This window comes from Enterobacter sp. Acro-832, from assembly GCF_011752745.1.
GTDB classification, from domain to species: Bacteria; Pseudomonadota; Gammaproteobacteria; order Enterobacterales; family Enterobacteriaceae; genus Enterobacter; species Enterobacter quasiroggenkampii.
Map to the genome: position 1 here is coordinate 318,838 of NZ_VWWX01000001.1, position 19,557 is coordinate 338,394.

16 protein-coding genes and 1 pseudogene are annotated in these 19,557 nt (G+C 57.0%); 4 read left to right on the top strand and 13 right to left on the bottom strand.

The window, feature by feature from the left end:
- Positions 1-2: 2 nt before the first annotated feature.
- From F3J31_RS01430 to F3J31_RS01475, 9 genes and pseudogenes are all read right to left on the bottom strand, one after another.
- A complete protein-coding gene (locus tag F3J31_RS01430) occupies positions 3-620 on the bottom strand; it encodes a glutathione S-transferase family protein (RefSeq protein WP_167210875.1) in 618 nt (205 codons plus the stop codon).
- A gap of 40 nt (positions 621-660) precedes the next feature.
- Complete coding sequence (locus tag F3J31_RS01435; protein ID WP_167210878.1) at positions 661-1,548, bottom strand: ABC transporter substrate-binding protein; 888 nt, start codon at positions 1,546-1,548, stop codon at positions 661-663.
- A gap of 9 nt (positions 1,549-1,557) precedes the next feature.
- Positions 1,558-2,331 carry an amino acid ABC transporter ATP-binding protein gene (locus F3J31_RS01440; RefSeq protein WP_023292311.1) on the bottom strand — a complete coding sequence of 258 codons (774 nt, stop codon included), beginning with the start codon at positions 2,329-2,331 and terminating at the stop codon, positions 1,558-1,560.
- Positions 2,315-3,241 carry an amino acid ABC transporter permease gene (locus tag F3J31_RS01445; protein ID WP_023327573.1) on the bottom strand — a complete coding sequence of 309 codons (927 nt, stop codon included), beginning with the start codon at positions 3,239-3,241 and terminating at the stop codon, positions 2,315-2,317. Before F3J31_RS01445 ends, F3J31_RS01440 begins: the two co-directional genes overlap by 17 nt.
- A gap of 9 nt (positions 3,242-3,250) precedes the next feature.
- Complete coding sequence (locus F3J31_RS01450) at positions 3,251-3,760, bottom strand: GNAT family N-acetyltransferase (protein WP_167210881.1); 510 nt, start codon at positions 3,758-3,760, stop codon at positions 3,251-3,253.
- A 9-nt stretch (positions 3,761-3,769) separates the two neighbouring features.
- Positions 3,770-6,033 (bottom strand): annotated as a pseudogene (locus F3J31_RS23330) (NtaA/DmoA family FMN-dependent monooxygenase).
- Positions 6,034-6,049: 16 nt separating this feature from the next.
- On the bottom strand, positions 6,050-7,171 hold the full coding sequence (locus tag F3J31_RS01465; protein ID WP_045908821.1) for an amidohydrolase: 1,122 nt from the start codon (positions 7,169-7,171) through the stop codon (positions 6,050-6,052).
- Positions 7,168-8,169, bottom strand: a complete 1,002-nt coding sequence (locus F3J31_RS01470) for an LLM class flavin-dependent oxidoreductase (protein ID WP_167210892.1) — start codon at positions 8,167-8,169, stop codon at positions 7,168-7,170. Before F3J31_RS01470 ends, F3J31_RS01465 begins: the two co-directional genes overlap by 4 nt.
- A gap of 110 nt (positions 8,170-8,279) precedes the next feature.
- A complete protein-coding gene (locus F3J31_RS01475; RefSeq protein WP_167210895.1) occupies positions 8,280-8,819 on the bottom strand; it encodes an AAA family ATPase in 540 nt (179 codons plus the stop codon).
- A 340-nt stretch (positions 8,820-9,159) separates the two neighbouring features.
- Between F3J31_RS01475 and F3J31_RS01480 the strand changes: the two genes are divergently transcribed.
- Entirely contained in the window at positions 9,160-10,695 is a 1,536-nt protein-coding gene (locus F3J31_RS01480) for a methyl-accepting chemotaxis protein (protein ID WP_167210898.1), read from the top strand.
- Here the strand turns inward: F3J31_RS01480 and F3J31_RS01485 are convergent.
- Positions 10,692-11,090, bottom strand: coding sequence for a cupin domain-containing protein (locus tag F3J31_RS01485; protein WP_008501772.1), 399 nt, complete (start codon positions 11,088-11,090; stop codon positions 10,692-10,694). The two genes, F3J31_RS01480 and F3J31_RS01485, sit on opposite strands and share 4 nt — an antisense overlap.
- A 108-nt stretch (positions 11,091-11,198) precedes the next feature.
- Here F3J31_RS01485 and F3J31_RS01490 point away from each other — a divergent pair, with 108 nt between their 5' ends.
- On the top strand, positions 11,199-12,113 hold the full coding sequence (locus tag F3J31_RS01490; protein WP_167210901.1) for a LysR family transcriptional regulator: 915 nt from the start codon (positions 11,199-11,201) through the stop codon (positions 12,111-12,113).
- A 304-nt stretch (positions 12,114-12,417) separates the two neighbouring features.
- Positions 12,418-13,914 carry an L-asparagine permease gene (gene ansP, locus F3J31_RS01495; RefSeq protein WP_023618706.1) on the top strand — a complete coding sequence of 499 codons (1,497 nt, stop codon included), beginning with the start codon at positions 12,418-12,420 and terminating at the stop codon, positions 13,912-13,914.
- Between the two features lie 92 nt (positions 13,915-14,006).
- Here ansP and F3J31_RS01500 read toward each other — a convergent pair whose 3' ends face one another.
- Complete coding sequence (locus tag F3J31_RS01500) at positions 14,007-15,068, bottom strand: YncE family protein (RefSeq protein WP_167210903.1); 1,062 nt, start codon at positions 15,066-15,068, stop codon at positions 14,007-14,009.
- Between the two features lie 242 nt (positions 15,069-15,310).
- Between F3J31_RS01500 and pqqU the strand changes: the two genes are divergently transcribed.
- Complete coding sequence (pqqU, locus tag F3J31_RS01505; protein WP_167210904.1) at positions 15,311-17,425, top strand: TonB-dependent receptor PqqU; 2,115 nt, start codon at positions 15,311-15,313, stop codon at positions 17,423-17,425.
- 120 nt (positions 17,426-17,545) lie between these two features.
- Here pqqU and F3J31_RS01510 read toward each other — a convergent pair whose 3' ends face one another.
- A complete protein-coding gene (locus F3J31_RS01510; RefSeq protein ID WP_044596524.1) occupies positions 17,546-18,214 on the bottom strand; it encodes a GntR family transcriptional regulator in 669 nt (222 codons plus the stop codon).
- 257 nt (positions 18,215-18,471) lie between these two features.
- Positions 18,472-19,512 (bottom strand): NADP-dependent oxidoreductase, encoded by a 1,041-nt coding sequence (locus F3J31_RS01515; RefSeq protein ID WP_167210905.1) that lies wholly within the window; start codon positions 19,510-19,512, stop codon positions 18,472-18,474.
- Positions 19,513-19,557: the final 45 nt, after the last annotated feature.

The following is a 19,557-nucleotide window of genomic DNA, read 5'->3' on the forward strand; positions in this document are numbered from 1 at the left end:
TATCAGATAATATTGTTTGCCTTTAACACCTTGTGCAGTTCCGGTCGCTGGCATACGGCGTCCGCAATCGCCGTGAATTTAGGGGTGTTCTCGGCAAACCAGGCGTGACGGGGCCCCCAGGTGCGCGCTACCGCAATATACACATCCAGCAGCGTCAGCCGTTCCCCCAGCGCAAACGGGGCAGCCTTAAGCTGGCTTTCGAACCACAAATAGAGGGATTTTCGGTATTCGATGCAGTTTTTCTGCAGCTGTTCCGGCGCATCCGGCACCCAGCGTTCGGGATAGTCTGCATAGGTAAACGTAGGATAGACGTTGGCTACGAACCAGATGAGTAAACGCTGAAACTGCTGACGTTCAGCCTGCCCCACGGGCGGGGCGAGATCGGGACACCGGTCGAGCACCATCAGGGCAATCGCCGCCGTTTCGGTCATGATGGCGCCATTTTCCAGCTCCAGCGTCGGCACCTGGCACAGCGGATTGAGCTTGTGCAGCAACTCACGCTGCGGACCGGGCTGGTCAAACCCGTCCACGTTGATGAATTGATAAGGGAGATCAGCCAGGGTCAGCATCACCTCACTGATTGCCGAGCCCCAGCCGGGTACGCCATAAAGTTTAATCATGTTGCCCCCTCAGGAGTGAAATCCTAAGTGTAGAGCACCATTAGTATGTTATCCCAGGCGGGTTGACCTCCGATTGCGCCACCGCTTCGCCCTGCTCGCCCCAGCGCGCCAGCACCTTCTGGTACTCTCCGCGCTCAATCGCACCGTTCAGCGCGGCCTGCAAGGCATAAACCAGTTGATTGCCTTTTTTGGTCGTGGTGGCAACATAAGCTTTCTTCGGCCCTAAACCGACCACGCGGGTTTTGCCGGTGAGCGCCACTTTGTAAGCTGAAACCGACTGGGGGCCAAAGAACACATCCGCCCTGCCGGACTGGATATAGAGATTGCCCGAGGCATCGTCGTGAAGATAGACCGGCAGCGCAGGCGCCCGCCCCGCCTTTTTATTCTCTTCGTTCCAGCCCAGCAGGATGCGCTCCTGATTGGTACCCGAGCCGACAATCACCCTTTTCCCGGCCAGATCTTCCGCGCTTTTGATTGACTGAATCTCGCTGGTGGATTTCACCGAAAATGCCAGCGAATCGACGCGGTAGGTCGCAAAATCAAACTTCTCTTTACGCTGTTCGGTCACCGCAATGTTCACCAGCGCCACGTCGTAGCGCCCGGAAGCGATCCCCAGCGGCCAGTCTTCCCACGCCGTCGGCACCAGCTTTAGCTTCAGCCCCAGGCTGCCCGCCAGCAGACGGGCAATATCCGGGTCGCTGCCGATCCGCGTGCGGTTATCGCTGGCCAGCAGCGCCAGCGGCGGGGAGTTCAGCATCGAGACGGCAACCGTCAGCGTACCTGGCTCAACGAATTTATAACCGGCGGGGATCTTCGCCACGGCCTGCCGATCCACCGTCACCGGCAGCGGCTGCTCGTTGGCTTTCAGATCGATGCTGGCGTGGCTTGCCGTCGTAAAAAGCAGTCCTGCCAGAAGTCCATATTTCATCTGCGCTCCTTACAGCACTTTTGACAGGAACTGGCGCGTTCGCGCGTGCGACGGGCGGTTCAACACCGCGTCGCTGCTGCCCTGTTCCACGATTTTTCCGTCGACCATAAACACCACCTGATCCGCCACTTCCCGGGCAAAGCCGATCTCGTGAGTGACCACCACCAGCGTAGTGCCGGACCGGGCCAGTTTTTTGATTACGTCCAGCACTTCCCCTACCAGCTCCGGATCCAGCGCCGAGGTGGGTTCATCAAACAGCATCACGCGGGGACGTAACGCCAGCGCGCGGGCAATCGCAATGCGTTGCTGCTGGCCGCCGGAGAGATGGCGAGACCAGGCATCGGCTTTGTCCCGCAGCCCGACCACGTCCAGCAGGCTGTACGCTCTTTCCACCGCCTCTTTTTTGCTGAGCTTTTTATGCGCGATGGGCGCCTCAATCAGGTTTTCCAGCACCGTGAGATGGGGAAAGAGATTGAAGTTCTGAAACACATAGCCCACGTTGACGCGCTGTTTGAGGATCTCTTTCTCCTTCAGCTCGTAGAGCTTGTCGCCCTGACGACGGTAGCCAATGTAGTCCCCGTCGATCTGAATAAAGCCTTCGTCGACGCGTTCCAGGTGGTTTATGGTGCGCAGCAGCGTCGATTTTCCCGACCCGGACGGCCCGAGGATGACCGTCACGGATCCCGGTGGGATCTCAAGCGACACGTTGTCGAGCGCCTTATGGCGTCCAAAATATTTGCTGACGCCGGTAATCGAGATATGTCCTTCAGGAGAGGCTTGCATGGATAGGCTCCTGTGCTGGCGTGGTGGTGACAGAACGGGTACGACGGGCGGCACGGTTCTGATTAACCGCAGAGCGGCGTTCGCTGCGGGCAAGTGCGCGTTCAACACCGTACTGGATAGCGGACAGGACGGTGGTGATCGCCAGGTACCAGGCGGCACCGACCATCAGCAGCGGGATCACCTCCTGCGTGCGGTTGTAGATCATCTGGATGGTATAGAACAGCTCCGGCATTGCCAGGACGTACACCATCGCTGTGCCTTTGGCGAGGCTGATGATTTCATTGAACCCCGACGGCAGAATGGTACGCAGCGCCTGAGGCAAAATGATGCGCACCGTGCGGCGCCAGGCCGGCAGACCGAGCGCGGCGGCGGCCTCATACTGCCCGTGATCGACCCCGAGGAAACCACCGCGAATGATCTCGGCGGTATAGGCGCTCTGCACCAGCGTTAGCCCCACCACGGCGGTAGAGAACTGCCCCAGCACGTTGATGGTTTCAAAACTGCCCCAGGTAATACCGGTAAACGGCACGCCGAGCGAGAGCGTGTCGTAGAGATAGGAAAAGTTGTACAGAATAATCAGCACGACGATCAGCGGCAGCGACCGAAACAGCCAGATGTACGCCCACGCCAGGCTGCTCAGCAGCCAGGATGACGAGAGTCTCGCCAGCGCCAGCATGCCGCCAAACACCACGCTCAGCGCGGTACCGATCAGCGTCAGCAGCAGGGTCTGCCCGACACCTTCGAGGATCACCGGGTCGAAGAACCAGCGGGCGAACACCGCCCACTCCCAGCGCGGGTTAAAGGCTACGGACTGAATCACGACCGCCAGGACAAACAGCGCCACCGCGGCGCCGACGGCCCGCAGCGGATAACGCGCCGGGACCACCTTAATGGTTTCAACGTTGCTCATCGTCGTTCCTCATGCGGTTTTACTGAACGCTTCACGTACCAGCGTTTTGGTGAAACGCAGCCGACCGTCAAACGGCGGCTGGCTATACTCTTCCGGATCGCGGTTCAGATCGAACTGCGGCTGATAGCCCTGGCTAAGATAGAGCCTGACCGCTTCCGGCTGGCGAAAACCGGTTGTCAGGTAGATTTGACTGTACCCTGCCAGCACCGCCCTGCGCTCCAGCTCCTGTACCACGCGCCCGGCAAGCCCCTGCTGACGCAGGGTTTTGCCCGTCCAGATACGTTTGATTTCCGCGGTGCGTTCGTCGAACGGTTTGTACGCGCCGGTGGCGATAATCTTCCCGTCGCGCTCCAGGACGATAAACAGCCCCTGCGGCGCCAGATACCACTCGGTGAGCTCCACTTCAGCGTCTTTAGAGAAGTAGTCCCCGTAGCGGGCCGCATATTCCCCGAACAGCCCCTCGATAATGGGCTGAAGTTCGGCATCTTCCGGTGATACATCACGAAATCGTTCGCTCATTACGCCTCCTTAATCGCCCAGGCCAGCCGGGTTCACTTCGGACTGAGGAATGCGCTCAACCCCTTCTCCCCAGCGGTTCAGCACTTTGTCGTAATCGCCGTTTTTGATGACGCCGTTCAGCGCGGTTTGCACCGGCTCAACCAGTCCGCTGCCTTTTTTCAGCGTCACCGCGATGTGTGCCGCCTTCGGCCAGCCGCCGTCGACGCTGCCCACCAGTTTGGTTTTCCCGTTCAGCGCCGCTTTCCAGGCGCCAATCACGTTCGGGCCAAAGTAGGCATCCGCGCGTCCGGACTGCAGCGCCAGGGTTTGGGCCGCATCGTCTTTGGTGTAGATCGGGGTAAAGGGCTTCAGCCCCTTCTTCAGGTTTTCGGCATTCCATGCCAGCAGGATGGCCTCCTGGTTGGTGCCGGAGCCGACGATAATCTTCAGCCCGGCGATGTCTTCCGCCTTCTGCAGCGACGTAATCGGGCTGGTGGATTTCACGTAAAAGCCGAGGGAATCCTTACGATAGGTAGCAAAATCAAACTTCTGTTTGCGCTCTTTAGTGACGGTGATGTTGCTGATGGCGGCATCGTATTTCCCGGACGCCACGCCCAGCGGCCAGTCCTCCCAGGAGGTGGGCACCACGTTGAGCTCCAGCCCGAGGCTGTCGGCGACCAGACGCGCGACGTCAACTTCGCTTCCCAGCAGGGTTTTGTTGTCGTCGGAGAAGACCGTCAGCGGCGGCTGATTGAGTCCCGCCACCGCAACGGTAAATTTCCCCGGCACGGCAAAGCGATAGTCTTTCGGCAGCTGCGCTACCGCATCGCTATTTTTCGCGGTGTTAATCGGGGTTTTATTGGCCTCGATGCTCACACCGGTGCCGTTAATATTCACATTCTCTGCCCAGACGGCAGGGGTAAAGGCCAGCGCGAGCGCCAGAATAAGCGATGATTTCTGCATAGCGGGGTTCTCTTTTATTGTTGTGTGTACTGGTTTTTCGGTTGGTCTAAGCCAAGGCTTTCACGCAGCGTGGTGCCCGGGTAGTCGGTACGGAACAGGCCGCGGGCCTGAAGAATGGGCACCACCTGGTCAACAAAGCGCGGGAAGGTGTCCGGCGTGCCGCCCTGAATAATGAAGCCGTCTGCGGCATAGCCTTCAAACCAGGCCTGAAGACCGTCTGCCACCTCCTCCGGCGTGCCGGAAAAGCGCGGGCGCGGCGAAGCGGCCTCCAGCGCCACCTGACGCAGGGTTAAGTTGCGTTCGCGAGCGTTACGCTTGATTTCATCGGTGGTGCTGCGGAAGCTGTTTTTGCCTAAGTCGCCGATATCCGGGAACGGCTCGTCGAGCGGATACTGGCTGAAATCGTGATGTTCAAAATAACGCCCGAGGTAATTGAGGGCGTCATTAATCGACACCAGCGCCGCCGTGGTCTGGTACTGATTTTCCACATCATCGGCATCTTTCCCCACAATCACGCTGACGCCCTGGAAAATATGGAGATCCGACGCGCGGCGGCCGTTTGTTTCCTGCTGCTGTTTTACGTCGCGGTAAAAGGCTTTTGCCTCATCGAGCGTCTCGTGGTGGGTGAAAATGGCGTCGGCATGTTTCGCCGCCAGCTTTTTCCCGTCGTCCGACGCCCCGGCCTGAAAGACAATCGGGCGACCTTGCGGCGTGCGGCCAATATTCAGCGGACCGGCGACCTGGAAGAAGTCACCGTGGTGATCGAGCGTATGCAGTTTCGCCGGGTCAAAAAACTGGCCGCTCTCTTTGTTACGAATAAACGCGTCCCCTTCCCAGGAATCCCACAGCCCTTTCACCACGTCGAGATACTCATCCGCAATCCGGTAGCGCAGCGCATGCTCGGGGTGTTTTTCGCGGGAAAAGTTCTTGGCCGACCCTTCCAGCGGCGAGGTCACCACGTTCCAGCCCGCGCGGCCGTTGCTCAGGTGATCGAGGCTCGCGAACTGGCGCGCCGTGGTGAAGGGCTCGCTGTAGGAGGTGGATAAGGTTCCCACCAGCCCCAGGCGCGAGGTGATGCTGGCCAGTGCGGAAAGCACGGTTAACGGTTCAAAACGATTCAGAAAATGGGGGATCGATTTCTCGTTAATATAGAGGCCATCGGCCACAAAGAGAAAATCGAGCTTCCCTTCCTCGGCCTTTAACGCCGTCGCTTTCACAAAGTCGAAATTAATACTGGCGTCGGCGATCGCTGTAGGATGGCGCCAGGCGGACATATTCCCGGATGCACCATGCAGAATGGTGCCCAGCCGCAGTTGTCGGGTTGCAGACATATTTACCTCTCCTGAATTAAACGTGTTGCAGGGCTTTTTCCGCAAGCTGTGCAAAATAGCGGGCGGCGGGCTCAATCAGTGCTTCATCCGGGTTAAAGGCCGGGTGATGTAAACCAAACGGACTGTTGCTGCCAATGCTGACAAACGCGCCGGGAACAGACTGCAAATAGACCGCAAAATCTTCCCCGCCCATATGCAGTTCCGCGTGCCGGGTTTCATATCCGGCCTCACGCGCGACCGAGGTGGCAAAATCAGCCCAGCGCTCGTCATTCACCAGCGCGGTAGGCCCGGCATACCAGGTGATATCAATCTGCGCGCTGAAGGCGCTGGCAAAACCGGCGGCGATTTCGCCCACGCGGGCTTTCACATTCTGCTGTACTTCCGTGCGATGGGTTCGCAACGTGCCTTCCAGCTCGACGCTTTCCGGCAGCACGTTCCAGGTGTTGCCGCCCGCAATACGTGTCACGCTCAGCACCACCGAATCCAGCGTGTTGACGTTGCGACTGGCGACGCTTTGCAGCGCCGTTACCAGCTGGCTCGCCAGCACAATGGCGTCGTTACCTTCATGAGGACGTGCGGCGTGCGCGCCTTTGCCGGTAATGCGGATCACAAAGCGGTCGACGTTGGCGTAGAACGGCCCGCCGCGGGTGGCGAACTCACCGACCGGCAGGCCGGGCTCGTTGTGCATACCGAAAATCGCGCTGACATCGCGTAAGGCCCCTGCGCGCACCATGCTCTTCGCACCGCCAAAGTTCTCTTCAGCAGGCTGAAACAGGATGCGCACCCGGCCGTTAAGCGAGGCCTCCCGCTCTTTCAGCTTTAACGCGGCGCCGAGGATGACGCTGGTGTGAATATCGTGTCCGCAGGCGTGCATCACCCCTGCATGCTGTGAGCTAAACGGCACGCCGCTGCGCTCCTCGATCGGCAGCGCGTCAATGTCGGCACGCAGCGCAACCAGCCTGCTGCCCGTTCCGATTTCCGCCACCAGCCCGGTCGACAGGTCGTAAGGCTGTGGGGTGATCCCGGCGTTGGTCAGCCACTGGCGCAGGCGCGCGGTGGTTTCGACCTCCTGGCCGGACAGCTCCGGGTTCTGGTGCAGTTCGCGGCGCCAGGCAATCAGTTGTTCGCCAAAGCTCATACGGTGACCTCCTTGTTAAGACGCGCCTCGGCCAGCAGGCGCAGCGACGCGACGCGCGTAGCCCCCTCCGCTACCGGCGTGTCGATGATAAATTCGTCAATGCCCCACTGCTGGTGCAGCGCGTTGAGCTGTTCCACTACCGACTCAGCGGTACCCGCCAGCAGCGACTGCGCGCGACGTGCAATGCGCACCGGCTCACTGCCCGCCTGGCGTGCAAACGCGTAGGCCTGTTCTTCGCTGGCCACGGTGACACGCTGCCCGTTTGCCAGCTCAACGCCCCACACTTCGACCTTCTGCGCCAGCGCGTCTGCCTCAGCCTGCGTCGGCGCGACAATCGCCTGCACCGCCACTATCACGTCCCGCGCGCTGTTCTCGCGCCAGGTCGATACCACCTCGCGCAGCAGTTCCGGGTCACCGTTCAGGTGTGCGGCAAACACAAAGTGCCAGTCGAGCCTGGCGGCGAGCAGCGCGCTTTCGGTACTCGCGCCCAGCAGGAAACCCTCAGCAGGCAACGGCGGCAGCGGCGTGGCGCGGACGGCCTCTTCAATAGCGTGATGCTCAGGACGGATCCAGCGGTCGAGCTGGGCCAGTTGTTCGGCAAAACTGCCCTTTTCCTGTTGATTCAGGCCCTGCTGCAGCGCGCGGGTTGAGAGCGGTAATCCGCCGGGGGCTTTCCCGACGCCGAGATCGACGCGGCCAGGCGCCAGCGCGGCCAGCACGTTGAAGTTCTCGGCGACTTTATAGGGGCTGTAGTGCTGAAGCATTACGCCGCCTGACCCGACGCGAATGCGCGTGGTTTGCCCGAGGATCCAGGCAATCAGCAGCTCCGGCGAAGGACTGGCAAGCTGTGGGGTGTTGTGGTGTTCGGCAATCCAGAAGCGGTGATAGCCCAGATTTTCTGCCTGCTGCGCCAGCGCCAGGGTACGCGCCAGTGCATCGGCAGCCGTTTCGTTTTCAGCGATGGGGCTTTTATCCAGAATGCTGATTCGCCATGACATGTTGCGTTCTCGTTTGACTTAACATGTCGACATTATTAAAGGCGCATTTCACCACTGAGAAACAATTAATTTACATTTAGTTTGCCGGAAAACAGATATATAAAACCCTGCTAAGAATAAGACTTTAAGGAGGCAATCAGCGATTCCACCTGCTCCCGACGGGTAATGCGGACGAAGCGAATATGGCTATATTGCGGGTTTTGCAGATCGGCTTCATAGCGCGTACGGTTGTTACGCCAGGTTTTTATCGTCCAGATGATAATGGATTCTCTGCTGAAGAACGCGCGCCGGAAACTCTCTTTATTCCCCGTTCCCGGCCAGAGTTCGTGCTTATGCCAGGCCCGCTTTATTGCTCGCGTGACGGCCTGCCAGAGGGTGCGGGTAAACCCGTAATCCACCCACACCACCACATCGACATCGCGCCATTTCACAGGCCGCGTGCGGTTGTAGTTACCGTCCAGTACCCAGTCAGGCGAAGCCTGTAGCGCCTGCGCCAGCTTTGCCTGAAACTCGTCGTCCGGCGTGCCCTGCCAGTCAGCCTGCCAGTAGAGTCTGTCCATCTCGATACAGGGAATAGCCAGTTCGGTCGCAATCTGCTTCGCCAGCGTGCTTTTTCCACTCCCGCTGGTTCCTATGACGTTAATTTTCACCTCAGCCTCCCTGTATTCACGAAAATGAGACCAAATCATAGCGTTTTCATTCTGTTAACGAAACGCTATTTCAGCATGACAATTTTTCCAGGGAGGCGATCTCCCTCTTGCAGTTTGGCTTAGGTCATTTATTTAAATCGATTCAAAATAACACCCACTAAAATATTTTCAATTTTATTACATCCGATAACATTAACATATTAAAAATAATGAACGCCGGGTATTTCGGAGGATCTCAATTTCAGCGAGAATATGTGCAGATCGTTATTAAAATAATCACTTTTATCTTGCCGGAGCGCTTTCCGGGTTTTTATTCTTGCACAACATCATGGAGTTACTCATGAGGCGTAACACCCCCGTTACACAAAACGAGTATTTACTTAACGCTGGTTCGACGTTAATGTCCACCACCGATACAAAAAGTCATATTACCTATGCAAACTCGGCTTTTATAGAAGCCAGCGGATATAAAGAAGAGCATCTTCTGGGTGAGCCGCATAACCTCATCCGCCATCCCGACATGCCTGCCGAAGCGTTTGGCGACATGTGGTTTACCCTCCAGCAGGGTGAGACCTGGACAGGGCTGGTGAAGAATCGTCGTCATAATGGCGATCACTACTGGGTGCGTGCCAACGTGACGCCGGTCTGGCAGGGGGAATCCCTGACCGGCTATATTTCGGTGCGCAATATCCCCTCACGGGAGGAGATCGCGGCCAGTGAAAATCTGTATGCAAAAGTACGTAATAATGAATTAAAACAGTACCGTTTTTATAAAGGACTGTTCGTTCGGCGCGGTTTATTTTCCTTTTTGTCGCTCTTTAAATGTCTCAGTACCGGAAAACGAATTCAGCTTGGTATTACTGCGACAGCGTTACTTTCCTGCCTGGCGGTATATTTATTCCGCGATCGTCTCGTTCAGGCCACCACTCTGGTGCTGCTTTTTTCTGCGCTGTCCTGTTATCTTCATGCGCAGATCGCCCGGCCGGTAAAATCCATTGTTCAACAGATGCAGCGCGTGGTTTCAGGACGTAAAACGGACTATTACCATTTTGACAGGATCGATGATATCGGGCTGATGATGCGCCTGGTGAATCAGTCTGGTTTAAACCTGAACTCGCTGGTTGACGATGTCGGGGCGCAAATCAGCGGTATTGGCACCATCAGCCAGCAGGTCGCGAAAGAAGGTGCAGCGCTGCAGACGCGCTCTGAGGAAACTGCAGATTTCTTGCAGCAAACCGCATCTGCGGTGGAAGAGATCGCCAGCGCCGTGAAGCAGACGGCCGAAACCGCGAACGAGGCGATTCAGATGGCGGATCGCACCCGCGAGAGCGCCCACTGCGGCGAAGCGATGATGAAAGAGACCATCGGTATGATGCAGTCCGTGTCGCAGGATAACGGCCAGATCGTCGATATTATCAGCGTTATCGATCGTATTGCCTTCCAGACCAATATTCTTGCGCTGAATGCAGCCGTGGAAGCGGCGCGCGCGGGTGAAGCCGGCCGCGGCTTTGCTGTGGTCGCGGCTGAGGTGCGCAATCTTGCACAGCACTCCGCGACGGCGGCGAAAGAGATCAAAGCGCTGATCGAGAAAAACGTTGCCAGCGTCAACGCTGGCGTGGAAAAGGTGGTACAAACCGAATCACAGTTGACGGTCATGATCGACCATGTTCTGCAGGTTTCCACCTTGATTAAGGAGATTGGCCACGCCACGCAGGAGCAAACCCAGGCGCTGACGCTGATTAACGCCTCCCTCTCCCGTATCGGCGCAATGACCCAGAGCAATACGGGGATGGTGGATAACGTCACTCACGCCGCGAATCACCTGACGCAGCGGACGACGCGCCTGCAGCAGGCGATTGCCGTTTTTGGCGGTTAGCCGTTCGGGTACTGCTCGTCGGTCACTTTTTCCAGCCATGTTACCGGGCTGCCGTTTACCGCTTCGGCGATGGCAAGATGCGTCATCGCCGTTTGCGCACTTGCGCCGTGCCAGTGCTTCACGCCGGGTGGGATCCAGGCGATATCACCCTGATTCAGGATTTCCGCCTCTTTGCCCCACTCCTGTAACCAGCCGCGACCCTGCGTCACAATCAGCGTTTGTCCCAGGGGATGCGTATGCCAGGCCGTGCGCGCGCCCGGCTCAAAGGTTACGGTTGCCCCGCCGACGCTGGCAGGTTCGGTCGCCTGAAAGGGCGCGTCAATGCGAACAGCGCCGGTAAACCAGGCTTCCGGTCCTCGTACTGAAGGTAATGAACCGCTGCGGATAATTTTCATCTTTTGCTCCTCGTTGACTGTTGCGTTAACAGTAGCGCAAAGCACTCGGGAGCATTAGGGTGCATAATCAGATAGGACACATGACTGAAACTCATAAATAGAACCGCGATGCTAAAAGATAATTTCAACGATCTGCTCTCCTTTATGGTGGTGGCCCGCGAGCGCAGCTTTACGCGCGCAGCGGCGCAGCTGGGCGTATCGCAATCGGCACTGAGCCATGCGATGCGCAAGCTTGAAGCGCGATTAGACGTTCGCCTGTTAACCCGCACAACACGCAGCGTGGTTCCGACACCCGCGGGTGAGCAGCTTTTTTCGCGCCTCAGCCCGCATCTGCTGGAGATCGAACAGGAACTCACGGCGCTTCGCAGCACCCGCGACAAACCCGCAGGCGCTATCCGCATCGTCGCCGGCGAGCACGCGATGGACGCCGTGCTCTGGCCGGTACTGAAGCCTTTTATGCTGCAGTATCCTGACATTAACGTCGAAGTGTCGGTCGACAATGGCCTGACAGATATCGTAGATGGCCGCTTCGACGCAGGGGTTCGCCTGGGTGAACAGGTGGCAAAAGACATGATTGCGGTGCGGATTGCGACGGACATGCGCATGGCGGTCGTCGGCTCCCCGGATTACCTGGCTCGTTTTGGCGTGCCGCTCGTGCCGGAGCAGCTAGGCGAACACCGCTGTATCAATCTCCGCCTGCCCACCCGAGGGGGATTGTATGACTGGGAATTTGAGCGCGACGGGCGCGAGCTTCGCGTGCGGGTTGACGGACAGCTTACGCTGAATAACCTGTCGCAGCGCATCGACGCCGCGGAGAATGGTCTCGGATTAGCCTACGTGCCCGAGTCCTCGGTTCTGGACGCTCTGAATCAGGGACGGCTGGTCAGGGTCCTTGAATCGTGGTGCCCCACGTTTGAAGGATATCACCTCTATTATCCGAGCCGTCGGCAGCACACAACCGCGTTCAGGTTACTTCTCGATGCCCTGCAGCAGCAAAAATTTATACCATCTGGTAATAATTAAGATAATCTGATGATTAAATAATCAACCCCGCCATTGTTTTGACTAAAAACTCATCACGTTTCAGCGTGTTGTGATCCCCGTCTGCTCTGACCACACGATTTCCTTCGACGTGCATCACTTTCGGCACGGTTATATTTTGCGTCGCTTATGAATTGCAGGTAGGATGCCTCGCCATGTTTCGCCTTATCCATACGCAGAATGACTGGGGAGGCGACATGTGTTTGCGCAGAAGCAATCGTTTGTATTGCGCTCTGCCAGGCAGGACTATCACGATAATGGTTCAGACAGGCAAACAGGTAACTCAATGAAAACAAGCAATAAAAGCGCAGCCGATCATCATGCTGCTAAACGTCGCTGGTTGAACTCCCATGAAGAGGGCTACCACAAAGCGATGGGCAACCGTCAGGTTCAAATGATCGCCATCGGCGGCGCTATCGGAACGGGTCTGTTTTTAGGTGCTGGTGCACGCCTGCAGATGGCTGGCCCGGCTCTCGCCCTGGTCTATCTGGTGTGCGGGATTTTCTCTTTCTTCATTCTTCGTGCACTGGGCGAACTGGTACTGCATCGCCCTTCCAGCGGCAGCTTCGTCTCTTACGCCCGTGAATTCCTCGGTGAAAAAGCCGCTTACGTCGCGGGCTGGATGTACTTCGTCAACTGGGCGATGACCGGTATCGTCGATATCACCGCCGTGGCGCTGTATATGCACTACTGGGGCGCGTTTGGCGATGTGCCGCAGTGGGTCTTTGCGCTTGGCGCGCTGGCGATTGTTGGCACCATGAACATGATCGGCGTGAAATGGTTCGCGGAGATGGAGTTCTGGTTTGCGCTGGTTAAAGTGCTGGCCATCGTGGTGTTCCTGGTCGTGGGTACCGTCTTCCTCGGCAGCGGTAAGCCGCTGGATGGCAATGCCACCGGCTTCCACCTGATAACCGATAACGGCGGATTCTTCCCGCACGGTCTGCTGCCTGCGCTGGTTCTGGTTCAGGGCGTCGTGTTCGCCTTCGCCTCCATCGAGCTGGTGGGTACCGCTGCAGGTGAATGTAAAGATCCGCAGACGATGGTGCCAAAAGCCATCAACAGCGTGATCTGGCGTATCGGTCTCTTCTACGTCGGTTCCGTGGTGCTGCTGGTGCTGCTGCTGCCGTGGAACGCCTACCAGGCGGGTCAGAGTCCGTTCGTGACCTTCTTCTCTAAGCTGGGCGTGCCTTACGTGGGCAGCATCATGAACATCGTGGTGCTGACGGCGGCGCTCTCAAGCCTGAACTCCGGCCTCTACTCGACCGGTCGTATCCTGCGCTCCATGTCGATGGGCGGTTCTGCACCGAAGTTCATGTCCAGGATGAGCAAGCAGCACGTGCCGTACGCCGGTATTCTGGCGACGCTGGTGGTCTATGTCTTCGGCGTGTTCCTGAACTACCTCGTTCCGTCTCAGGTGTTCGAAATCGTTCTGAACGTGGCTGCACTCGGGATTATCGCATCCTGGGGCTTTATCGTGGTCTGCCAGATGCGTCTGCGCAAGGCGATTAAAGAAGGCAAAGCCGCTGACGTCAGCTTCAAGCTGCCTGGTGCGCCGGTAACGTCCTGGCTCACCCTGCTCTTCCTGTTCAGCGTGCTGGTGCTGATGGCGTTCGACTACCCGAACGGCACCTACACCATCGCGACCATTCCACTGCTGGCCGTGCTGCTGATTGCGGGCTGGTTCGGCGTGCGTAAACGCGTTCATGAAATTCACAGCACCGCGCCGGTTCATCCTGACGATGAAAAACACGACGCGCCGTTGGTGGAAGAAACCTCGCGTTAATAAAAAAGCCGGGTGGCGGCTTCGCCTTACCCGGCCTACATTTCATTATTTTGTAGGCCCGGTAAGCGCAGCGCCACCGGGCAATTCCCATCTTACAGCGCGATACGAATCACGTCGTCAGGCTGGGTAGCTTCCTGCTGGCGGGTAGATTTTTGTTTCACCGTCACGTACAGGGTTTTGCCATCCGCAGAGAGCGCCAGGCTGTTCGGGTAGACCGGCGTGTCGAACGTTTTAGTCACCTTATACGTTTTCCCATCAATCACGCTCACCTTGCCGGCTTCACGGTGCGTCACGTAGGCTTCATTGCGGGCCGGGTTAAACAGGACCGCCAGGGATTCCGGCGCGGCGATTTTCGCGATCACGCTGCCGTCTTTCAGGCTCACCACCAGCACTTCCGGCTGTTTTGAATCGGTCAGGAACGCTCGCTGACCGGCTGTGTCGAGGCTCAGGTTCAGGTAGAAGTGCTCTTTCCCGTCATCCAGCACTTTTTTACGGCTCAGGATTTTGTTGGTGGCCGTATCAATGGTTAACAGCTCGCCATCCGCATTCGTGGTGTACAGACGTTTCGCCTGCGCATCCAGCGCCAGGCCGGTGCTGTAAGTACCGGTATTGGCAATGGTCTCTTTTAGCTTCAGTGTGGCGCCATCCACCACCCAAATTACGCTCTCTTTACCGACACCGGTGATGTAAATCGTATTGCTTGCGTCATCCGCCACCAGCTGGCGCGGCTGCAGCGGTTTGACGGTTTCGCTGCGTTGACGCCCGTCCAGCACCAGTCGCCCTTTTACGTCCCCCGTTTTTGCATCAATCGCGGTTACCGCGCCGTTGATCGTATTACCGAACCACAGCGTTTGGGTCGCGTTGTCAAAGGTGGCACCAAAGGGTTTGAGATCGCTATGGATCGCCTGCGTCACGTCCAGCGTGACCGGATCAAGACGGTAAACAACCCCGCCCTTGTCGGTTTTACGGCTTTGCGAGGTCGCCACCCACAGCGCATTCTCCTGCTGGCTCACGGCCATTTCATACGCCCCTTTGCCCACCGCTTTACGCAGCACCTCTTCGGCGGCATGCACCTGGAATGTCCCGGCAAGCAGTAAAGTGGCAGACAGCAGTGACAGGCTCAGACGCGGCGAGCACAGATGACGTAAAGACATAACAATTCCTTTTCTGAAAAGTGGGGTTTGGGCTGACATCACTTCCGGCAGACAACGTCATGGCATTGCCTTTTGATAATGAGAATAGTAATCATTAATCAGATGAATGTGGAGTTTTTCTTTCCCCTCTCGCCTTTCATTAACGCAATGTGCGGTTATAGTTTTCAAAACATTTACAAAACCTTTAACATGTATGGACATGTTCCATTTGGTTCGTTTACATACCACAATCGGTTTTATTCATGAAAATCATTTCTGCCCGTAAGGCTTCTCTCCCGCTGCTGCTGGTTCCTGTTATCTTTGCGCCGCTCACCGCCATGAGCGCAGAGGAACAGACCATGATCGTCAGCGCCACGCCGCAAACCGTATCGGAACTCGATACCCCGGCAGCGGTCAGCGTCGTCAATGGCGATGATATGCGCCAGGCTGCACCCCGCATCAACCTGTCTGAATCCCTTGGCAGCGTCCCGGGACTGCAAATCCAGAACCGTCAGAACTACGCCCAGGATCTCCAGCTGTCGATGCGCGGATTTGGCGCTCGCTCAACCTTTGGGGTGCGCGGTATCCGTATGTACGTCGACGGTATTCCAGCCACCATGCCGGACGGACAGGGCCAGACCTCCAACATCGATCTTTCCAGCGTGGAGAGCGTTGAAGTGCTGCGCGGCCCCTTCTCTGCCCTGTACGGCAACGCCTCTGGCGGCGTGATTAACATCAACACCCAGACCGGTCAGCAGCCGCCGACTATTGAAGCGAGCAGCTATTACGGCAGCTACGGTACCTGGCGCTATGGCATGAAAGCCACCGGCGCGATGGGTGATGGCACCCACGCGGGCGATGTGGATTACACCGTTTCCACCACCCGTTTCACTACCCAGGGCTATCGCGACCACAGCGGCGCGCGGAAGAATCTTGCCAACGCGAAGCTGGGCGTGCGTATCGATGATGTCAGCAAGCTGACGCTGATCTTCAACAGCGTGGACATGAAGGCCAACGATCCGGGTGGACTGAATTATCAGGAGTGGCGGGACAACCCGCGCCAGTCGCCGCGCGGCGATCAGTACAACACCCGCAAGACCATCAAGCAGACCCAGGCCGGTCTGCGCTACGATCGCCAGCTCAGCACCCAGGACGACCTGAGCGTGATGATGTACGCCGGCGAGCGTGAAATGACGCAGTACCAGTCGATTCCGTATCAGCCGCAGCTAAAAGCCACTCACTCCGGCGGGGTGATTGATATGCAACGCCACTATCAGGGCGTGGATACCCGCTGGACGCACCGCGGCGAGCTGCTGGTGCCGGTGACCTTTACCACCGGTCTGAACTACGAAAACCTGAGTGAAGATCGTCGCGGCTACGAGAACTTCGTGATGAGCAACGGGGTGCCGGACTACGGCGTCAAAGGCGATAAACGTCGCGACGAACGCAACCTGATGTGGAACGTCGATCCTTATCTGCAGAGCAGCTGGCAGCTGACACAGAAACTCTCTGTCGATGCGGGTGTTCGCTACAGTTCGGTCTGGTTTGATTCCAATGACCATTACGTTACGCCGGGCAACGGCGATGACAGCGGTGAGGCGAGCTATCACAAATGGCTCCCGGCGGGCGCCGTGAAGTATGCGGTGACTGACGGGTGGAACCTCTACGCAGCCGCAGGGCGTGGGTTTGAAACGCCAACCATCAACGAACTCTCCTATCGTGCCGATAATCAGGGCGGTCTGAATATTGGCCTGAAGCCATCCACGAATAACACGTATGAAGTGGGCAGCAAAACCCGAATCGGTAACGGTCTGCTGACGGCGGCGTTGTTCCGCACCGATACGGATGACGAGATCGTGGTGGACTCCAGTTCCGGGGGCCGCACAACCTATAAAAATGCCGGGAAAACCCGCCGTCAGGGTGTGGAAGTTTCCCTGGATCAGCAGTTCGCGGAGAACTGGAAGCTGAAGATGGCGTGGACGTATCTGGATGCCACCTACCGGACTAACGTCTGCAGCGACGCAGACTGTAACGGTAACCGTATGCCGGGGATTGCGCGCAACATGGGCTTCGCTTCGTTTGGCTGGCAGCCGGAGGAAGGCTGGTACGCGGGCACGGACGTGCGTTACATGAGCGATATCATGGCCGACGACGAAAACACCGCGAAAGCGCCGTCATATACGGTAGTCGGGCTGAATACCGGGTATAAGTTTAACTACGGCAACTGGGGAATGGACGTCTTTGGCCGCGTCGATAACCTGTTCGATAAAGAGTACGCGGGATCGGTTATTGTCAACGAGTCCAACGGTCGTTATTACGAGCCTGCACCAGGCCGTAACTATGGCGTCGGGCTGTCGGTCTCTTATCGCTTCGAGTAAGCAAAAAAGAAAAGTTTATTTTATAAATGAAATAACCCTCCTGATGGCAATAAGCCATCAGGAGTTATTCACCAGATAAATAATTAGCGGCGGTATATAGTCGCTCTGATAAATAATCTCTCAGTTAAAATATTGTCGCTGTAAAAGAGAATCCGCTTCATCAATCAACTTATCAATCGCCTTTTGGCTGGCCTCCACATCTCTCCGCTCAAGGGCTGAAAGAAGCTCGTCATAGTGATATGTTGCCGTTTTGATGTCGCTAAGCTCCTGGTGCAGATAGTTCATACAGGGGCCGATGCGGACCCATAGCTGTTCAATTAAAGCATTAAGCGTCGGCATTTCCGCATACTGATAAAGCGTAAACCTGAAGACACGATTCGCATGCAAGGCCTGCTGAACGTTTCCATTGCGCATGGCCTCATGGAAGGCCTCTGACATTTTGCGCAACGCCTCCAGCTTGCCGTCTGACATATTCTGGCATGCTGCGGCAACCGCCATTGGCTCAAGCTGTTTTCGGATGGCGTTAATCTCGTTATAACGCTCCAGCGTCACCTCAGGGACCAGAAAAGCCTGCGCTGGCGTGGCGTGAAGTGCGCCTGAGGAGACCAGGCGCAGCAGCGCTTCGCGAACCGGCGTAATACTGGTGCCTAATTTATCAGCAATCTCTTTCGTAATCAGTCGTGCTCCTGGTTTGAGGGAGCCTGTAATTAACGCCCCTTTCAAACTGTGTTCAACCTGCATGGTAAGGCTAACCCTTTGGGCTTTTTCTAAGTGATCCAAATCAAGCATGTGGAATTCCTGTAGCTAAAACTTAATGCTATTTTTAAACGCCAGTTTTAATAAAACGGCGCCGGTACGATATATCCTGTATCGTCATGCCTGGTGGTGGGAAGTACGTAAAACAGCAAAAAAAAAGCAAACATCATTTTTTTTATCGTTTTCGGGCTCATCCGGGATGATGGCGCGAAAAACCGTGTCCAGTAATTAAAGACAATATATCGTATCTTCACAAATAAATATGGCGGGAAACCCCGCCATTGTGCGCTTTATTTATTGTCACTCGCGACGCGAATCACGACTTTGCCGAAGTTTCGTCCTTCCAGCAGGCCAATCAGCGCCTCGGGGGCGTTTTCCAGCCCGTCCGTCACCTGTTCGCGATAGTGGATTTTTCCCTCCTGTACCCAGCGCCCCATCTCTTCCTGGAACTCATGAATGCGGTGTCCATAATCCTGGCCGATAATAAAACCCTGCATACGAATGCGTTTCTTGAGAAGGGTCGCCATCAGGAGCGGCAGGCGGTCCGGCCCCTCCGGCAGGCCCGTCGCGTTATAGCCGCTCACCAGGCCACACACCGGCACGCGCGCGGAGGTGTTCAGCAGGGGCAGCACGGCATCAAACACTTTCCCGCCGACGTTTTCATAATAGACATCAATACCGTTCGGACAGGCGTGTTTCAGCTGGTCGGCAAAATCCGCCGCATGGTGATCCAGACACAGGTCAAAGCCGAGAACCTCAACGGCATGGCGGCATTTCTCTGGGCCACCAGCCACGCCGACCACCCGGCAACCTTTGATTTTGCCGATCTGCCCTACTGTCGCGCCAACCGGGCCGGTCGCCGCAGCCACCACCAGCGTTTCACCCGCTTTCGGTTGCCCGATATCCAGCAGCCCCATATAGGCGGTAAAGCCCGGCATGCCCAGTACGCCCAGCGACCAGGAAGGATGAGACGGATTGTCGCCCAGCTTCACCAGGCCGCTGCCGTCCGAAAGTTCATACTCCTGCCAGCCGCTGTAGCCCAGCACCCATTCACCGGCTTTGAAGTCGGGATGGTTTGACTGTTCAACGCGGCTGACCGTTCCCCCCACCATCACCGCACCGAGCTCAACCGGCGGTGAATAGGATGGCGCGTCGCTCATGCGACCGCGCATATAAGGATCCAGCGACAGCCAGACGGTACGAAGCAGAAGCTGCCCCGCACCCGGTTCCGGAACAGGCTGCGTTTCCAGACGAAAATTTTCCGCGACCGGTGCGCCCTGTGGACGAGAGGCCAGCACCCAGCGGCGGTTATGCGAAACAGAGTGATTCATCAGGATCTCCTTCTGGGACAAATGTCATTACAGCCTGGCTCACGT